Origin of the sequence: Nonomuraea corallina (assembly GCF_027620315.1) — a bacterium.
Classification (GTDB): domain Bacteria; phylum Actinomycetota; class Actinomycetes; order Streptosporangiales; family Streptosporangiaceae; genus Nonomuraea; species Nonomuraea corallina.
This window is the reverse complement of record NZ_JAPNNL010000175.1, coordinates 1-15,211: the sequence shown is the minus strand read 5'-3', so window position 1 is coordinate 15,211 and position 15,211 is coordinate 1. Positions and strand designations below refer to the sequence as shown.

The 15,211-nt window shown below is 72.9% G+C and carries 13 protein-coding genes; 8 read left to right on the top strand and 5 right to left on the bottom strand.

The genetic code is table 11. The features are described from left to right. On the bottom strand, positions 1–2,993 hold a 2,993-nt coding region (locus OUY22_RS30385), incomplete at its 3' end, for a BTAD domain-containing putative transcriptional regulator (RefSeq protein ID WP_270158645.1). Positions 2,994–3,321: 328 nt separating this feature from the next. Between OUY22_RS30385 and OUY22_RS30380 the strand changes: the two genes are divergently transcribed. From OUY22_RS30380 to OUY22_RS30370, 3 genes are read left to right on the top strand one after another with little or no spacing between them, the layout of a single operon-like run. Next, on the top strand, positions 3,322–4,455 hold the full coding sequence (locus OUY22_RS30380; RefSeq protein ID WP_270158642.1) for an alpha/beta hydrolase family protein: 1,134 nt from the start codon (positions 3,322–3,324) through the stop codon (positions 4,453–4,455). A gap of 32 nt (positions 4,456–4,487) precedes the next feature. Then, complete coding sequence (locus OUY22_RS30375) at positions 4,488–5,483, top strand: cyclase family protein (protein ID WP_270158640.1); 996 nt, start codon at positions 4,488–4,490, stop codon at positions 5,481–5,483. A gap of 25 nt (positions 5,484–5,508) precedes the next feature. Beyond that, positions 5,509–7,482, top strand: a complete 1,974-nt coding sequence (locus OUY22_RS30370) for an AMP-binding protein (protein ID WP_270158639.1) — start codon at positions 5,509–5,511, stop codon at positions 7,480–7,482. A gap of 58 nt (positions 7,483–7,540) precedes the next feature. Here the strand turns inward: OUY22_RS30370 and OUY22_RS30365 are convergent, their stop codons facing one another. The 3 genes from OUY22_RS30365 to OUY22_RS30355 are packed head-to-tail and all read right to left on the bottom strand — an operon-like array spanning position 7,541 to position 10,237. Further along, positions 7,541–8,473, bottom strand: a complete 933-nt coding sequence (locus OUY22_RS30365) for an NAD-dependent epimerase/dehydratase family protein (protein ID WP_270158638.1) — start codon at positions 8,471–8,473, stop codon at positions 7,541–7,543. A gap of 46 nt (positions 8,474–8,519) precedes the next feature. Further along, the gene (locus OUY22_RS30360; RefSeq protein ID WP_270158637.1) at positions 8,520–9,287 is read right to left on the bottom strand and encodes an SDR family NAD(P)-dependent oxidoreductase; all 768 of its coding nucleotides are present in this window, start codon (positions 9,285–9,287) and stop codon (positions 8,520–8,522) included. Beyond that, a complete protein-coding gene (locus OUY22_RS30355; RefSeq protein ID WP_270158636.1) occupies positions 9,284–10,237 on the bottom strand; it encodes an alpha/beta hydrolase in 954 nt (317 codons plus the stop codon). The genes OUY22_RS30360 and OUY22_RS30355 overlap by 4 nt, the downstream gene beginning before the upstream one ends. Positions 10,238–10,411: 174 nt before the next feature. On the opposite strand from OUY22_RS30355, the gene OUY22_RS30350 reads away from it, so the two are divergent. Beyond that, the gene (locus OUY22_RS30350; protein WP_270158635.1) at positions 10,412–10,864 is read left to right on the top strand and encodes a pyridoxamine 5'-phosphate oxidase family protein; all 453 of its coding nucleotides are present in this window, start codon (positions 10,412–10,414) and stop codon (positions 10,862–10,864) included. Positions 10,865–10,874: 10 nt separating this feature from the next. Here OUY22_RS30350 and OUY22_RS30345 read toward each other — a convergent pair whose 3' ends face one another. After that, positions 10,875–11,816, bottom strand: a complete 942-nt coding sequence (locus OUY22_RS30345; protein WP_270158634.1) for an LLM class flavin-dependent oxidoreductase — start codon at positions 11,814–11,816, stop codon at positions 10,875–10,877. Between the two features lie 152 nt (positions 11,817–11,968). On the opposite strand from OUY22_RS30345, the gene OUY22_RS30340 reads away from it, so the two are divergent. The 4 genes from OUY22_RS30340 to OUY22_RS30325 all read left to right on the top strand — a co-directional run bounded on the left by OUY22_RS30340 (position 11,969) and on the right by OUY22_RS30325 (position 15,182). Then, complete coding sequence (locus OUY22_RS30340; protein ID WP_270158633.1) at positions 11,969–12,436, top strand: FAS1-like dehydratase domain-containing protein; 468 nt, start codon at positions 11,969–11,971, stop codon at positions 12,434–12,436. Then, positions 12,433–12,843 (top strand): MaoC/PaaZ C-terminal domain-containing protein, encoded by a 411-nt coding sequence (locus OUY22_RS30335; protein WP_270158632.1) that lies wholly within the window; start codon positions 12,433–12,435, stop codon positions 12,841–12,843. The genes OUY22_RS30340 and OUY22_RS30335 overlap by 4 nt, the downstream gene beginning before the upstream one ends. Positions 12,844–12,869: 26 nt before the next feature. Then, positions 12,870–13,859, top strand: coding sequence for an aldo/keto reductase (locus OUY22_RS30330; RefSeq protein WP_270158631.1), 990 nt, complete (start codon positions 12,870–12,872; stop codon positions 13,857–13,859). Between the two features lie 126 nt (positions 13,860–13,985). After that, a complete protein-coding gene (locus tag OUY22_RS30325; RefSeq protein ID WP_270158630.1) occupies positions 13,986–15,182 on the top strand; it encodes an ABC transporter substrate-binding protein in 1,197 nt (398 codons plus the stop codon). The last annotated feature ends 29 nt before the right edge of the window (positions 15,183–15,211 follow it).

Here is a 15,211-nt window from a genome sequence, read left to right as displayed (position 1 = left end):
GTACCCCGGAGCTCGCGGACCAGGTGCCGGGTCGCCGGGGTCGGCTCGACCCCGAGCTCGGCCAGGGCCGTGGTGAGCCGCTGGAACTCGGCCAGGACCGCGTGCGGCGACCCCAGCGCGCCCTCCACCCGCATGCGCACGCAGTAGGCGGACTCGCAGAACGGGTCGCGGTTGATCGCGAGCGAGGCCAGGTGTTTGGCGCGTTCCACATGCCCGAGGGAGAACGCCACCTCGGCCGCGTCCACCGCCGCGTTCACGATCATCACCTCGAGCTCGTGCCGGCGTTCCTCGGCCCATTCCAGCTCGCTCTCGGGCAGGTACGGCCCCTCGACCAGCTCCAGCGTGGACTCGATGCGGTCCAGCCGCTCCTCGCCCGACAGCCGGCACGCATCGCCGATCATCCGCTCGAAGCGCAGGTCGGTGCTGTCCACGTACAGGCCGTCCGCCCAGCGGACGTGGCCGTGCGCGGTCCTGGACAGGTTCACCCCTGTCGCCTGGCGCAGCTTGTGCACCACCTGGCGGAAGTAGTTGCCGCCCCGGCGCGGGTCCGCGTCGGGGAACAGCCGCTCCTGCAACCGGTGCCGCTCCACGCCCTCGGGGTGCAGCGCGAGGTAGGCGGCGAGTTCGAGCACCTTGGTGCGGCGAGAGCAGCGGGGCACGCCGTCCACGATCAGGTCGACCACGGGGCCGTGCGTGTGCACGTCCACGACGATCACCCGTTCGGAGGGGGCGGCCGGCTGCCGCCTGCGCGCCTCCTGCGGCTGGTGCCCGACGAGCTGACGCCATTGGGTGCCGCCGGCGTCGTTCTCGATCTGGCGGCGCAGCACGCCCGGCACGTCGTTCAGCGCGTTCTTGAGCATGAACAGGCAGCCGATCGCGCTCGCGGTCTGGTAGGCGAGCTCGACGGCGGCGGAGGCCGCCTCGGTTCGGCCCAGCCGCGCCTCCGCCTCGGCCAGGTACGTCGCGGCGAACGGCAGCATGAGCGTGCGCCCGGAGGCCCGCATCGCCTCGGTGGCGCCGCGCAGCACCCGGGCCGCGTCCTCGGGGCGGTCGATGCGCAGATAGGCGAGCCCCTGGAAGGTCTGGCCCCACTCGGCGTAGCAGCGGTTGCCGCTCGCCGCCGAGCGACTGATCGCGTCGGCGAGGGTCATGCGGGCGTCGTCCACCCGGCCGAGCGCGAGTTGCAGCACGCCGACGACGACCTCGAAGCAGGGCTCCCAGCCGAAGAGGGTCCGCCGGCTGTGGTCGACCGCGGCCTCGGCGGCGGCCAGCGCCTTCTCCACCTGCCCCTCCGCCCACAGCAGCCACGCCTCGTGGAAGAACCACAGGTCGGTGTGAGCGCCGAACTTGATCGCCTCGGGCACCTCGTCGAGCAGCTCGCGGGCCAGGGTCAGCTCGCCCCGCCACACCAGGGCGAGCAGCGGGTGCGGGGTGCGGAAGAACGAGCGCGGCGGCCAGTTCCCCTCGTCGGGGAGCATGCGCAGGAGCTGGTCGAGCCGTCCCTGCACGAGCAGCCCCCAGGAGTAGACGCGCTCGCTGTCCACCCAGTCCCGGCCGGGCGGCGGGGCCACCGGCTCGCGGCCCGCCACCGCCTCCAGCTCGTAGCGCACGGCCTCGGCCCGGTAGTCGCCCTCGTAGTTGCGGATCAGCTCCAGGGCCTCGGCCGGGCGCCACTGCATGGCGTACCCGACGAACGCCACCGCGCCCGGGTCGGCCTTGGCGACCTCGCTCAGCCTGCCCTCCTGGTGCAGCCGGAGGATGAGCGCCTGCGCCTCCGGGATGCGCCGCACCCCGTACAGCGCCCGTAGCGCGGCGCCGAGCAGGACCGGACGGGACTCGACCGCCGTCGGGCCGAACGCCTCCAGCCAGCGCAGCAGCACCACCCAGTCGGCGCGGGCGGACAGCGCGGCCACGGCCTGTTCGGCCACGTCCGCGGCCTTGTCCAGCTCGCCGGCCTCCAGATAGGTCTCGACGGCGTCCTCGTGCATCCCGCTCTCCTGGAGGAGGCGGGCGTACCGGCTCTGCAGCCCGGGCAGCTCGCTCGGCAGGCGGGCCTGCAACTGCTCGCGCAGGTACTGCCGGAACCGCGGATGGTAGACCAGCGCTCGGTCGACCTTGGTGGCCGGCAGGTGCCGAGAGCCGAGCGACTGCCACAGCCGGTAGCCCCGATCGCCGCAGAGGGCGACGGCCGCCCTGGCGGTCACCCCGGCCGGGATCGACGTGCGCAGCAGGAAGTCCTGCTCCTCCGCGGGCAGCCGGGCGAGGATCTCCCGGGAGACGAAGCCGGCGAGCGCGTCCGGCCCGTTGCCGGGCTGTAGCCCGGGGATGATGTCGAAGGCCACGGCGGCGATCCAGCCCTTCGTGACCTCCATCAGCGGCGCGGGATCCCGGCCGCCCTGGCCGTGCGCGGCGAGCAGGGTGCGGGCCTCGTCCATGTTCAGCGCCAGGTCCTCGCCGCTCACCCGGGCGATCCTGCCCTGCAGCATCATGCGGCCGATCGGGCCGCCGAGGTCCTCGCGGCTCATGATGATCGTGCGCACGTTCGGCGGCAGGTAGTCGAGGAAGACGCCGAGCGCGGCCAGCGCCTCGTCGGCCGCCACCAGCCATTCGCAGTCGTCCAGGACGAGCAGCAGGGAGGTGTCGTGGACGCTCTCGGCGAGCATCGCCGCGACCTCCTCCGCCGGGAAGCCCTCCTCCAGCGCGGTCTCGACCGTGCGGGGCGCCTCGGGATTCACCTCGGCGAGGGCCTTGGCCAGGTAGATCATCAGCCGGGACGGGCTGCGGTCTCCCGCGTCGAGCGTCAGCCAGGCGAGCGGCCAGCCGAACCGCGCGGCGAACATCCGGGTCTGGACGGTCTTGCCCGATCCCGCGGCGGCGAAGATCACGATGGTCTCGTGGACCTCGAGCAGCGCGGAGAAGTGCTCGTCCAGGCGATCTCGCGCGATGGTCCCGCGCGGCAGACCCGGGGGAAGGACCTTGTGACTCAAGATCATGCAGACCTCAGTTCACCGGAGAGTAACGTCACGCCATGCCGCCGAAATCCCCGAGTAACAGCGGTGTTGGATTCCATGAAGTGGTACGGGACGTCCAAAGTCAATAGGTACGCGGCATTTAATGTTCCTTGGGCGTTATATACCTATAAATGATCATCTGGACGGCTCGGCTCGCCGTCAGGCCCCCATCGTGCCTCCTCGCCGTGCTCCGGGCGTCACCCGGACCGCCTTTCCCGAGGCGCGCGCGGCCATAACGAGGGGGGTAACGCGGGACGGGTGAGGTGGCTCGCGGAGCCTTTCGCCCACCGCACGTGAACGGAGCCCTCAGGTGTTCTACTACTTCCCGGACAACTACATGTGGTCCTCGGCCTTCAACCTCGCCCTGATGGCGGGCGGCTCGCTCGGCGAGATGCATCGGTGGCTCGCTCCGCTGCGCGACGGCGAGCCCGACGCCGAGGCCTGGGGCAAGGCCTGGGAGGGCATGGCCGGACAGCAGGAGGAGCAGGCCGCCAGGGACCTCCAAGGGGGCCTGCGCCGCAGCGCCGGCCTGCGCTATCTGCGCGCCTCGATCTACCACGCCAGCGGCGAGCGGCAGATCGCGCCCGGCCCCGAGAAGGCGGCCGGCTACCAGGCCGCGCTCGCCGCGTTCAACAAGGCCGTCGAGCTGGCGCCGCTGAACGTGGAGCGGATCGAGGTCCCCTCGCCCGACGGCGTCCTGCCCGGCTACCTCATCCCCGCCCGCACCGCCGAGCCCGCCCCCGTCGTGATCTTCTACGGCGGCTTCGACGTCACCAAGGAGATCCTCTACGGCTTCGTCGAGGAGGAGTTCGTCCGCCGCGGCATCACCTGCCTGGTCATGGACAGCCCCGGCGTGGGCGAGCCGCTCCGGCTGCGGAACGTGCCCTCCCGCCCCGACTACGAGGTCCCCACCGGGGCCGTCATCGACTACCTGGAGACCCGCGCGGACGTCGACGCCGACCGCATCGGCGTCATGGGCATCAGCCTCGGCGGCTACTACGCGCCGCGGTCGGCCGCGTTCGAGCCGCGCATCAAGGCGTGCGCCGCCTGGGGCGGCATCTGGGACTGGGGCGCCACCTGGGAGAAGCGCTGGGCCACCCGGTCCAAGACGGTCTCGGTGCCGTGGTTCCAGCTCCCCTGGGTGATGGGCACCGACACGATGGAGGCCGGGCTGGAGCGGGTCAAGCAGTGGACGCTCGTCGACGTGCTGCCCAAGCTCACCCAGCCGCTGCTGATCGTGCACGGCGAGAACGACCGCCAGGTCGCGGTCGAGGACGCGCACAAGGCGTACGAGGCCGCCGGCTCGGCCGACAAGACCCTGCGGATCTTCACCGTCGCGGAAGGCGGCGCCGAGCACTGCCAGACGGACGAGCCCGACCCCGCCCGGCAGCTCATCGCCGACTGGTTCGGCCAGCGCCTGGGCACCCTGCCCGCGCAGTCCTGAGTCCCGTTCCGCCACGATGGGGAGACATTGACGTGAGCACCGACACGACCGCCGGGGAAGGCGCGGCGCGCGCCGGCCGCGGCAAGGTGACGCTGGACGACGTCCACGCCCTGTGCGAGCGCTACCGCACCTGGGGCAAGTGGGGCCCCGACGACCAGATCGGCACGCTGAACTACATCGAGCCGGAGATGATCGTCGCCGCGTCGGCGCTCGTCCGGCAGGGCAAGGTGATCTCCTGCGCGCTGCCGTACGACGGCGACGGCCCGCAGAACGGCTGGGGAGGCCGGGTCAACCCGATCCACCTCATGCTGCAGGACGGCGGCGACGCCGCCATCGGCGCCCAGGACCACATGGCCCGGCTCCGCTACGCCGACGACGCCGTCTACATGCCGCTGCAGTCGGGCACCCAGTGGGACGCCCTGTCGCACGTGTTCTACGACGGCAAGATGTACAACGGCTTCGGCCAGGAGCACGTCTCCAGCACCGGAGCCGGGAAGTGCGGCATCGAGCTGACCACCGAGAAGGTCGTCGGCCGGGGCGTGCTGCTCGACATCCCCCGCCACCGCGGGGTGCCGTGGCTGGAGCCCGGCCAGGGCATCGACAGCGCCGAGCTCGCCGCGTGCGCCGAGGCGCAGGGCGTCACCGTCGGGCGCGGCGACTTCGTCCTCGTCCGTACCGGGCACATCGCCATGTGCCGGGCGCGGGGCTCGTGGGGCGACTACGCGGCCGGCGACGCGCCCGGACTCTCGCTCGACTCCACGCACTGGATCTGCGGCAACGAGATCGCCGGCGTCGCCACCGACACCTGGGGCATGGAGGTCCGGCCCAACGAGACCGACGAGATCTTCCAGCCGGTGCACATCGTGCTGCTCGTCAACGCGGGACTGCTGATCGGCGAGATCTTCGACCTGGAGAGGCTCGCCGACGACTGCGCGGCCGACGGCGTCTACGAGTTCATGTTCGTGGCCGGGCCGCTGCCGTTCACCAGGGCGGTCGGCTCCCCGCTGAACCCGCTGGCGCTCAAATGACCCCGCGCGTCCTCCGGAGACTCCCGTGAACGTCGACGAGCTGAACCGGCTCCCCATCGCCTGGGAGCCGGACCCCGCCGCCTTCCCCGGCACCCCGCTCGGGCGGATGGCCGCCCGGCACGGCCTCACCTCGGTCGACGAGGTCGCCGCCCGCGCCGCCGCCGACCCCGAATGGTTCTGGGCCGCCGCCGCGGACGACGTCGGGCTGCGCTGGCGTCGGCCGTACGAGCGGGTCCTCGACCTGTCCGACGGCCCCGCGTTCCCGCACTGGTTCAAGGGCGGCGGGCTCAACTGGGCCGACTACGCCGTGGACCGCTGGATCGACGAGGGCCGCGGCGGCGCCGAGGCGATCGTCTGGGAGGGCGACGACGGCGCGGTGCGCACCCTCACCTACGCCGAGCTGAAGGAGCTGATCGACCGCGCCGCCGCCGTGTTCGCCGCGCGCGGCGTCGGCGTCGGCGACGTGGTCGCGCTGTTCCTGCCGATGGTGCCGGAGGCCGCCGTGGTCATGCTCGCCGCGGCGAAGATCGGCGCGGTCGTCGCCCCGTTCTTCAGCGGCTTCGGGCCGGCCCCCGTCCGCGAGCGGCTGCTCGACTCCGGGGCGAAGCTCATGGTCACGGCCGACGGGTTCGAGCGGCGCGGCAAGCTCGTGCCGCTCAAGGAGACCGCCGACGAGGCGGCCGCCGGTGTCACCGGCCTGCGCACCGTGCTGGTGGTCCGCCGCCTCGGCCGTGACCTCTCCCTCGTGCCCGGCCGCGACGAGTGGTGGGACGAGGCGACGGCCGCCGCCGAGCCGATGACCGAGACCCCCGTCTTCGACGCCGAGACGCCCTGCGTGCTGCTGTACTCCTCCGGCAGCACCGGCCGGCCCAAGGGCTGCCTGCACACCCACGCCGGGCTGCCGTTCAAGTTCGCGCAGGAGGCCCGGCACGGCTTCGGCATGGACGTCGGCGAGCGCCTCATGTGGGTCACCGACATGGGCTGGGTGATGGGCGCCTACGTGGTGACGGCCGCCCTCACCAACGGCGGCACCGCCGTCCTGTACGAGGGCACCCCCGACCATCCCACCCCGGACCGGCTCTGGTCCGTCGTGGAGCGCCACCGCGTCACCGCCCTCGGCGTCTCCCCCACGCTCATCCGCGTCCTCGCCGGGCTCGGCGACCGGTGGCCGGACGCCCACGAGCTGCCCGACCTGCGGGTCATCTGCAGCACCGGCGAGCCGTGGAACCTGGAGCCCTGGTGGTGGTGCTTCCGCCACGTCGGCAAGGGCCGCACCCCGATCGTCAACATGAGCGGCGGCACCGAGTGCGGCGCCTCCATCGTGAGCGGCTCCGTCCACCGCCCGATCAAACCGGCGGGCTTCTCCGCTCCCTCGCTCGGCATGGCCGCCGACGTCTTCGACCCCGACGGCCGCTCCGTCCGCGGCCAGGTGGGCGAGCTCGTCGTCCGCGCGCCCTGGCCCGGCATGACCAAGGGCCTGTGGGACGGTCCCGAACGCTATCTGTCGACCTACTGGAGCCGCTTCCCCGGCAACTGGCAGCAGGGCGACTTCGCCTACGTCGACCCCGACGGCCACTGGTTCCTCCTCGGCCGCTCCGACGACACCATCATGCTGGCCGGCAAGCGCGTGGGCCCGGCCGAGATCGAGTCCCTGCTCGTGGACGACCCCGCCGTCGTGGAGGCCGCCGCGGTGGGCGTCCCCGACGACCTCAAGGGCGAGTCCCTCGTCTGCTTCGTGGTGCTCACCGGCGACGCCGACCCGGCCGAGGTCCTCCCGCGGCTGGAGGAGTCGATCGTGGCCCGCGAGGGCAAGGCCACCCGGCCCAAGGCCGTCCACGCGGTCTCGGCCCTGCCGAAGACCCGCAACGGCAAGGTGATGCGCCGCGTCGCCCGCGCCGTCTACATCGGCGCCGACCCCGGCGACGTCACCGCCCTGGAGAGCCGGGAGCCGCTGACCGGCTTCCCGCGCCGGGACGACGTCCGGCCGGGCCACGCCTGAGCCGCCGCGTGCGAAACCCCGCCCCGCCGTTCCCGGCGGGGCGGGGTTTCGCGTGTGGTCAGGCGGCCTGCGAGCGCCTCTCCGCGACGATGTCGGCCAGCGCGTCCTCCAGGGACCAGCGGGTGGCGTAGCCGTACTCCCGGCGGAAGAGGGAGTCGTCGAAGTTCATGGGCCAGCGGTGGTCGGAGTCCCCGGGCTCGATGACGGCGCCGGGGATGAGCTTGCGGGCGACCTCCACCATGTCGCCGACGCTCCGGTAGTCACCGCGCACGTGGTAGACGGGGCTCGACGGGGCCGGGCCCTGGCTGGCGCGGACGAACGCGTCGGCGGTGTCGTGGATGTAGACCATGTTCATCATCGAGCCGGCGTGGTAAGCGGGCCTGCCGGGCTCACCCGCGAGGGGCTTGGTGACCAGTTCGTCGATGAGCCGCCGGGCGGTGCCGATGAGGCAGGCCGCGCCGTAGGCCAGCCCGATGCGGATGGAGGTGTTGGCGACCCCGAGGGTGCGCAGGTAGTACTCCCCCATGGTCTCGCCGAAGATCTTGCTGCCTTCGTAGACGTCGCCGCCGTGGATGCGGGCGTCCTCGGCGATCGGGCGGGCGGGGTCGTGGTGGGCCGGGCTGAACAGGGCGGCGCTGCTGGCCAGGACGGTACGGGTCACGCCGAACAGGCGGGCGGCTTCCAGGACGTTGTAGGTGCCGACGATGTTGGACTGGATGCACTGGCCGCGCTGGGCGGCGGAGCGGTCGTGCAGTTCGGCGGCCAGGTGGATGACCCGGTCCACGCGGTGGCCGCTCACCAGGTCCGCGACGAGGGAGAAGTCGGTGACGTCGCCCTCGACGGCGGTGAGGGCGGAGGGATCGGGGGCGGCCGGCTCGCGGGCCCACTCGGGGCGGCGGTCGAGCGCGACCACCCGGTGGCCGTCGCGCAGCAGCCGGTCGACGACGTACGAGCCGATGAATCCGGTGGCTCCGGTGACCAGGTAGGTCATGGGGGTTCTCCTGATGGCTGGTGGTACGGGGTTGCTCGGGTGGTCGTCAGGTGCCGGGCCGGTAGCCGCCGTCGATCTGCAGAGCGGTCCCGGTGATCGAACGCGCCGCGTCGGAGGCGAGGTAGGCGAAGGCCGCCGCGGTCTCCTCCGGTTCGATCATGCGGCCGAGCGCCATCGACGCGGCGTAGCGCCGCTCCAGGCCGGCCAGGTCGAGGTCCGCGGTCGCGGCCTCGAAGATGCCGGTGCGGGTGGGGCCGGGCACGACGGCGTTGACGCGGATGCCGTCGCGGCCGTACGCGGCGGCCAGGGAACGGGTCAGGTGCAGCACCGCGGCCTTGGCCAGGCCGTACGCGGGGAAGGCGGGGGTGGGCCAGAGCGCGGCCGCCGAGGCGGTGTTGAGGATGACGCCGCCGCCGTTCTCGCGCATGCGGGCCACGGCGGAGCGGCAGCCGTGCCAGACGCCGCTGACGCAGACCCGCCAGACCAGGTCGAACTGGTCGTCGGCGTCGTCGGCGTGCAGGGGGCCGCCGGCGATCACGCCGGCGTTGTTCACCGCGATGTCGCAGCGGCCGAAGCGGTCCATCGCGACCTGGAACGCGCGGTCCACCTGGCCGGCGTCGCGGACGTCGGCGCGCTGGAAGACCACCGTCGTGCCGGCGGGGTCGATCGCGGCGGCGACCTCGGCCGCGGAGCCGGCGTGGTCGGCGAGCACGACGCGCGCGCCGTCGGCGGCGAAGCGTTCGACGGTGGCGCGGCCGATCCCCGAGCCGCCGCCGGTGACCACGGCCACCCGGCCGTCGAGGGGCGCGGTCATGACGCCGTCCCGGAGGGCAGGTGCTCGGCGAGGAACGCGCCGGCCAGGTCGGCGGTGGTGTCGGCGAGCTCGCCCATGGGTCCGCCGTGGCCGCCGTGCGGCAGCAGGTGCAGCACCTTGGGCTCGCCGGCGCGGGCGTGCAGGGCCAGCGCGTGCTCGGCCGGGATGACCGTGTCGTCGCTGGTGGTGATCAGGCACAGGGCGCGGGGGGCGATCGCGGGAACCAGGCGCTCGGGTGAGAAGTCGAGGGCGAGGCGGGCGTTCTCCAGCGGGTAGCCCTCGGGGTAGGTGGCGGCCATGAGCGCGGCCTCGGCGTCGGCGGCCGGGCTCGGCGGCAGCGGCATGAGCGTGCCGAGCGGCACCCGCTCGCCGGCGCCGGTCCGCGCCCGTTCCGCCTCGTCCCTGGCGATCCGGTCGAGGAAGGCGGCCCAGGCCTCGGGGCCGTGCAGGTCAGTGTGCAGGTCACGCAGCCACCGCCGCCCGTCGGCGAGCGGGACGAGGGCGACGCACGCGCGCAGGCGCTCGTCGGCGGCCGCGGCGGCGATCGCGATGGCCCCGCCGAAGCTGGCGCCCATCACGCCGAGCGCGGAGCCGTCGATCTCGGGCCGGCCGGCGAGGTAGGTGGCGGCGTTGGAGACGTCGCGGACCTGCTCGTACGGGTCGCAGCGGAGCCGGGCGCCCTCGCTGCCGCCGAAGCCGCGATGGTCGAGGGCGAGCACGGCGTAGCCGCGCCGGGCGAGCCGCCCGGCGAGCGGCAGGACGCGGAAGTTCACCGCGCCGCTCCAGCCCTGGCCGGCGACGAGGGCGGGCATGGCCCCCGCCCGTTCGCGGGGCGTGACCAGCACGCCGCGCAGCCGCAGCCCGTCACTGTAGAAGTGCACGATCTCGGCGTCGACCCGGGGGCCGTCCGGGAGGTCGAGCCGGATCTCGTTGTCGACCGACACGATCATGGTCGAAGGGCTCCTGTCCGCATGAGTGGAGTGCTCGTCGATGAGGATTCACCGCTGGGGCGCTCATCGCTGACACGTAACGCGGCCCCCCATTACCTCCCGCGTTACGCCCGCGCGCCGCCGCGCCGGGGCATGCCGGGCGGTTGTAGTGAGCGCGGGAGAAAGGAGCCCGCCATGGGGAACAGACCGCTGCCGATCGAGCCGGGCGAACGGCTGGACTACCTGCTGTCGAGGAAGAGCCTGCAGCTCGCGACGCTGGATCCGGACGGGGCGCCGCACCTGGCCACGATGTGGTTCGGCGTGCTCGACGGCGACATCGTGATGTGGACGCAGCGTACGTCGGTGAAGGCGCGCAACCTGCGGCACGACCCGCGCGTGGCGTGCCTGGTGGACTCGGGCGAGGACTACGGGAGCCTCAAGGGACTGTCGGTGACCGGTCGCGCGGAGCTCGTCGAGGACGACGAAGGGCTGCTGCGCATCGGGGAGGCGATCGTCTCGCGCAACTTCCCCGAGCCGGGGCGGCCCGACTACCGGGAGATGGCGCTGTCCGGCGCGCGGATCGGCATCGTGGTGCGCGCCGACCGCTGGGCGAGCTGGGACTTCGCCCGCACGTCCGGGCGGCGCTGAGGGGAGCCGGTCAGTGACCTCCGTACGAGGCCGCCAGCGCGGGCAGGAGCTCGCCGAGCACGGCGGCCTCGTGCCGGGGGGACTCGTCCAGCGGGTGCAGGATCAGATCGGTGACGCCGAGCCGGGCCAGTTCGGCGAGCTGCGCGGCGCAGGTCGCCACGTCGCCGTGGACCGTGGCCTCACGTCCCCGGTCGGGAGTCCCGTAGAAGCCGGTGAACCAGTCGTCGATCGTCCGGTGGGCGCGGGCACGGTCGGGCTCGACCAGCAGGTAGACGCGCTTGGCGACGCTGAAGGAGCCGAGCGGGCGGCCTTCCTCCGCGGCGACCTCGGGCAGGCGGGCGGCCAGCTCCGCGAAGCGCGCGGTGGGCTGCCGCCCGGCCGCCACCCAGCCGGAGCCGAGACGCAGCGCCCGGCGCAGCGCCGGGACCGACCCGCCGCCGACCCACAGCGGAGGCGGGGCGGCCGGGCGCGGCGTGATCGTGACGCCGGCGCAGGGCCAGATCGGGCCGTCGTGGGTGACGCCGGGCTCGGTCCACAGCCGGTGCACCACCGTCAGGAACTCGTCGAGGACCGCGCCAGGCCGGTCCGCCCACTCGCCCAGCCGGAGTGCCGGCCACAGGCCCCGGTCGCCGCTGCCGACGCCGACGACGAGACGGCCGCCGGCGAGGTGGCCGAGCGAAGCCAGCTGCTTGGCCGCCGCGACCGGGCCCCTCCCGGGCGCTACGAGAACGGCGATGCCGAGCCGTACGCGGGTCGTCCGCGCGGCGGCGAAGCCGAGCAGCGTGACCGGCTCCGGGGTGGGGACGCGGCCGGCGAGCTGGTCCAGTGTCCAGAGCGCGTCGACGGGCGCCGTCTCGACGGCGCCGAGCCAGGCGGCGATGGCGCCGGGGTCGTCGTCGGCCAGGCGCAGGGGCAGGTTGAGCCCGATACGCGGGCGTGGCGGAGTGGGCACGGGGACCTCCTCGGCGAGGGCGTCGCCGTCGCGGACAGAGGGCGGCCAGCGTGCCGGGGTCGCCGTTACCCGCGACGTTACGAACCCGGCCCGTAACCCTGGGGCGAACGGCGGGGCGGGAAGGTCACGGACGACAACCAGGAGGCACGAGCATGGCAGTCGAGCGGTTCCCGGTCGAGGGGGGCCACATCATGATGTTCGCGCGGGCCGTCGGGGATCCCCACCCCGCCTTCCACGGCGCGCTCACCGGCACTCCGGCGATCGCCCCGCCCACGTTCGTCTGGGCGGCCGACCACTACGACCCGGACAGCGCCGTCCGCCCGAAACCGGGCGAGCCCTGGATGGGGTCGGGCGCGACGCCTTCCGGCGTGCCGGCGGGTGAAGGGACGGGGCTCGGCCTGCACGCCGAGCAGCGTTACGAGTACCACCGGCCGGTCCGGGAGGGCGACGTGCTCAGCGCGGTGGATCGCCCCGGCAGGACGTGGCGGAAGGAGGGGCGCAGAGGCGGCGCGCTCACCTTCACCGAGCGGATCACCGAGTACCGCGACCGGCACGGCGAACCGGTCGTCACCGCGACGATGGTGATGGTGACCACGTCCACCGCGGTGGCCGGCGGATGACGGCCGTGACGGCGGGCGCGACCAGGGAGCTGGTGCTCGTCCGGGATCTGACGCGGACGCGGATCGTCCAGTACGCGGGAGCGTCGGGCGACTTCAACCCGGTGCACACCGACGAGCGGTTCGCCGTGGAGGCGGCGGGCTACCCGTCGGTGTTCGCCCACGGCATGCTCACCATGGGCATGGCGGGCCGGGTGCTCACCGACTGGTTCGGGCCCGAGTCGCTGCTCCGCTACGAGGCGCGTTTCCGCGCCCAGGTGTTCCCGGGGGCGTCGCTGACCGCCCGCGCCCGGGTGGAGTCGGTGGACGGCGACGGGACGGCGGCGGTCTCGCTGACCGTGACCGACGGACGGGACGTGGTGGTGATGACGGGGAACGCCGTCGTCCGCGCGTCCGCCGATGCGAAATGACCTCCGTGGAACGAGGAGACGTTGTCATGCCGGATGAGAGACCGCTGATCAGCCGTGTCGGTTTCGGGAGCGGCACCATGATCGCTCAAGGGTACGGCCAGGTGGACGAGGACGCCGCCCGGGGCGCGGTCGAGGCCGCCTACCGGGCGGGGGTGCGGTTCTACGACACGGCGCACTTCTACGGCTCGGGCCGCTCGGAGGCGATCGTCGGCGAGATCCTCCAGGGACGGCGTGACCAGGTGCGGCTGTGCACCAAGGGCGGCGTGCGGTACACCGACCCGACGAACCTGCTGACGCTGGTCTGCGACTCCTCCTACGACGCGCTGCGCCGGTTCATGGAGGAGTCGCTGACCCGGCTGCGCACCGACCACGTCGATGTGTACCTGCTGCACCAGTTCGACCCCGCGCTCACGCCGGAGCAGCAGATGGAGAACCTGCAGCGGCTCAAGGACGAAGGGCTCGCCCGCGACGTCGGCTTCTGCAACTTCGGCGCGGAGGCGAGCAGGCGGGCGCTGGCGACCGGCATCCCGACGGCGGTGGAGTACAGCTTCAGCCTGCTGGACCATCGCTACCTGCACGAGCTCTCGGACGCGGGCGCGCGGGGCGCGCTGCGCATCACGTACGGGTCGTTCGTGCACGGGCTGCTGTCGGAGAACTTCGCCGAGGACCACGAGTTCGAGCCGGACGACTGGCGTGGCCGGAGCCGGCGCGAGGGCCGATCCGGCACGTCGGGCAACGTGTTCTTCGCCGGGGACGCGTTCGCGGCGAACGTGGCGATCGCCCGGCGCCTGCGCGCCGTCGCCGACTCGCTCGGCATCTCGCTCGCCGCGTTCGTACTGGCCCTGACCGTGCGCCGGCCGTACTCGGATGTCGCGCTGTTCGGCAGCCGCACCGCGGCGGAGGTGGAGGACGGCCTGCGCGGGCTGCCGCTCGCCCTGGACTACGCGACGCTGGCGCGGGCCGGGGAGATCCTGGCGAGCGCCAACCGTCCGGCCGAGAACCTGCTCGGCCTGTGAATCCCCACCGCGGTGGCTCAGCGTAACGGACTCGTTAACGAGGCTTCCGCAGTATCTGGACCCCTGACGCATCGCCGTCACGTTGCAGGTGACTCCGCCTGAGTCATCCACCCCCGAGAGGTTGATATGCGAACGAGTAAACCGCGAAAGAGCAAGCTCGGCATCATTCTGTGCACGGCGCTACTGGCGGCGGCGTGCGGCTCCGGCGGGGGCGAGAGCGGCGACTCGGCGCAGGTGGGCGGCCTGCCGGCCACCATCAAGGTCGGCGTCCCGCTCGACCTGAGCGGCGCGGCCGGCATCGCGGGCGTGGGCACCAGCGAGCGCGACGGCGTGCGGCTCGCCGCCAAGGAGATCAACGACACCGCCTTCCTCGGCGGATCGAAGATCGAGCTCGTGGAGATCGACACCAAGGCGGACAAGCAGGAGGCCGTGCAGGCGGTGCTGCGGCTCGCGGCGGACCAGGTCGACGCGGTCGTGGGCTTCACCCTCACCCCGTCGTTCCTCGCCGCGGGCCCGCAGCTCCAGCAGAACGGCATCCCGACGATGGCGGTCGGGCTCTCCGCGGCGGGCGTCACGGAGGTGGGCGACTACATGTTCCGCCTCTATCCGGACATGGCGAACGTGATGCCGCCCGCCGACAAGGAGTTCGCCGAGACGTTCACCGGTCTCAAGACCGCGGCCTACCTGTACCAGAGCGACTCCGAGGCGGCCAAGATCGTCATCGGCAAACGCAAGGAGGTGCTGGAAGGCATGGGCATCTCGACGGTCGGCGAGGAGACCTTCGTCGGCACCGACACCGACGTGCGGGCCCAGCTCACCAAGCTCAAGCAGGCGAACCCGGACGTGCTGGTGACCATGCCGCTGCCCGGCATGATGAGCACGATCTATCTGCAACTGGACGAGATCGGCTATGACGGCCCGGTGTTCATGGCGCCGGACGTGAGCGACGCCACCATGGAGCAGGCGGGCAAGGCCATGCAGTGCTTCGTGTACGTGACCGCCTGGAACGGCCAGAGCACCGAAGGGAACAACCCCCACTTCCTGGACTACTGGCAGCAGCACGGCGAGAAGCGCTCCGCCACCGTGTTCGAGGCGGCCGGCTACGCGTCGCTGTGGTCCATGGCGCACGCGTTCAAGGCGGCGGGCAGCACCGACAAGAAGGCGGTCAGGGACGCGCTCGCCGGGCTGAGGGACATCGACTCACCGTTCGGCAAGATCGGCTTCACCGAGAACCGCGCCGCCAGCATCAAGGGCACCAAGCTGCAGATCGTGGACAGCAAGATCCAGCTGTTCGACCCGCAGACCGCCGCCTCCTGCAAGTAACCACCACCCGGGAACGCCCCCGCCCCCCC

What these genes read in the sequence shown, in the direction of transcription:
- OUY22_RS30365 (WP_270158638.1), bottom strand. Translation starts at nt 8,473, where the DNA reads ATGACCTACCTGGTCACCGGAGCCACCGGATTCATCGGCTCGTACGTC.
- OUY22_RS30360 (WP_270158637.1), bottom strand. Translation starts at nt 9,287, where the DNA reads ATGACCGCGCCCCTCGACGGCCGGGTGGCCGTGGTCACCGGCGGCGGC.
- OUY22_RS30355 (WP_270158636.1), bottom strand. Translation starts at nt 10,237, where the DNA reads ATGATCGTGTCGGTCGACAACGAGATCCGGCTCGACCTCCCGGACGGC.
- OUY22_RS30350 (WP_270158635.1), top strand. Translation starts at nt 10,412, where the DNA reads ATGGGGAACAGACCGCTGCCGATCGAGCCGGGCGAACGGCTGGACTAC.
- OUY22_RS30340 (WP_270158633.1), top strand. Translation starts at nt 11,969, where the DNA reads ATGGCAGTCGAGCGGTTCCCGGTCGAGGGGGGCCACATCATGATGTTC.
- OUY22_RS30335 (WP_270158632.1), top strand. Translation starts at nt 12,433, where the DNA reads ATGACGGCCGTGACGGCGGGCGCGACCAGGGAGCTGGTGCTCGTCCGG.
- OUY22_RS30330 (WP_270158631.1), top strand. Translation starts at nt 12,870, where the DNA reads ATGCCGGATGAGAGACCGCTGATCAGCCGTGTCGGTTTCGGGAGCGGC.
- OUY22_RS30325 (WP_270158630.1), top strand. Translation starts at nt 13,986, where the DNA reads ATGCGAACGAGTAAACCGCGAAAGAGCAAGCTCGGCATCATTCTGTGC.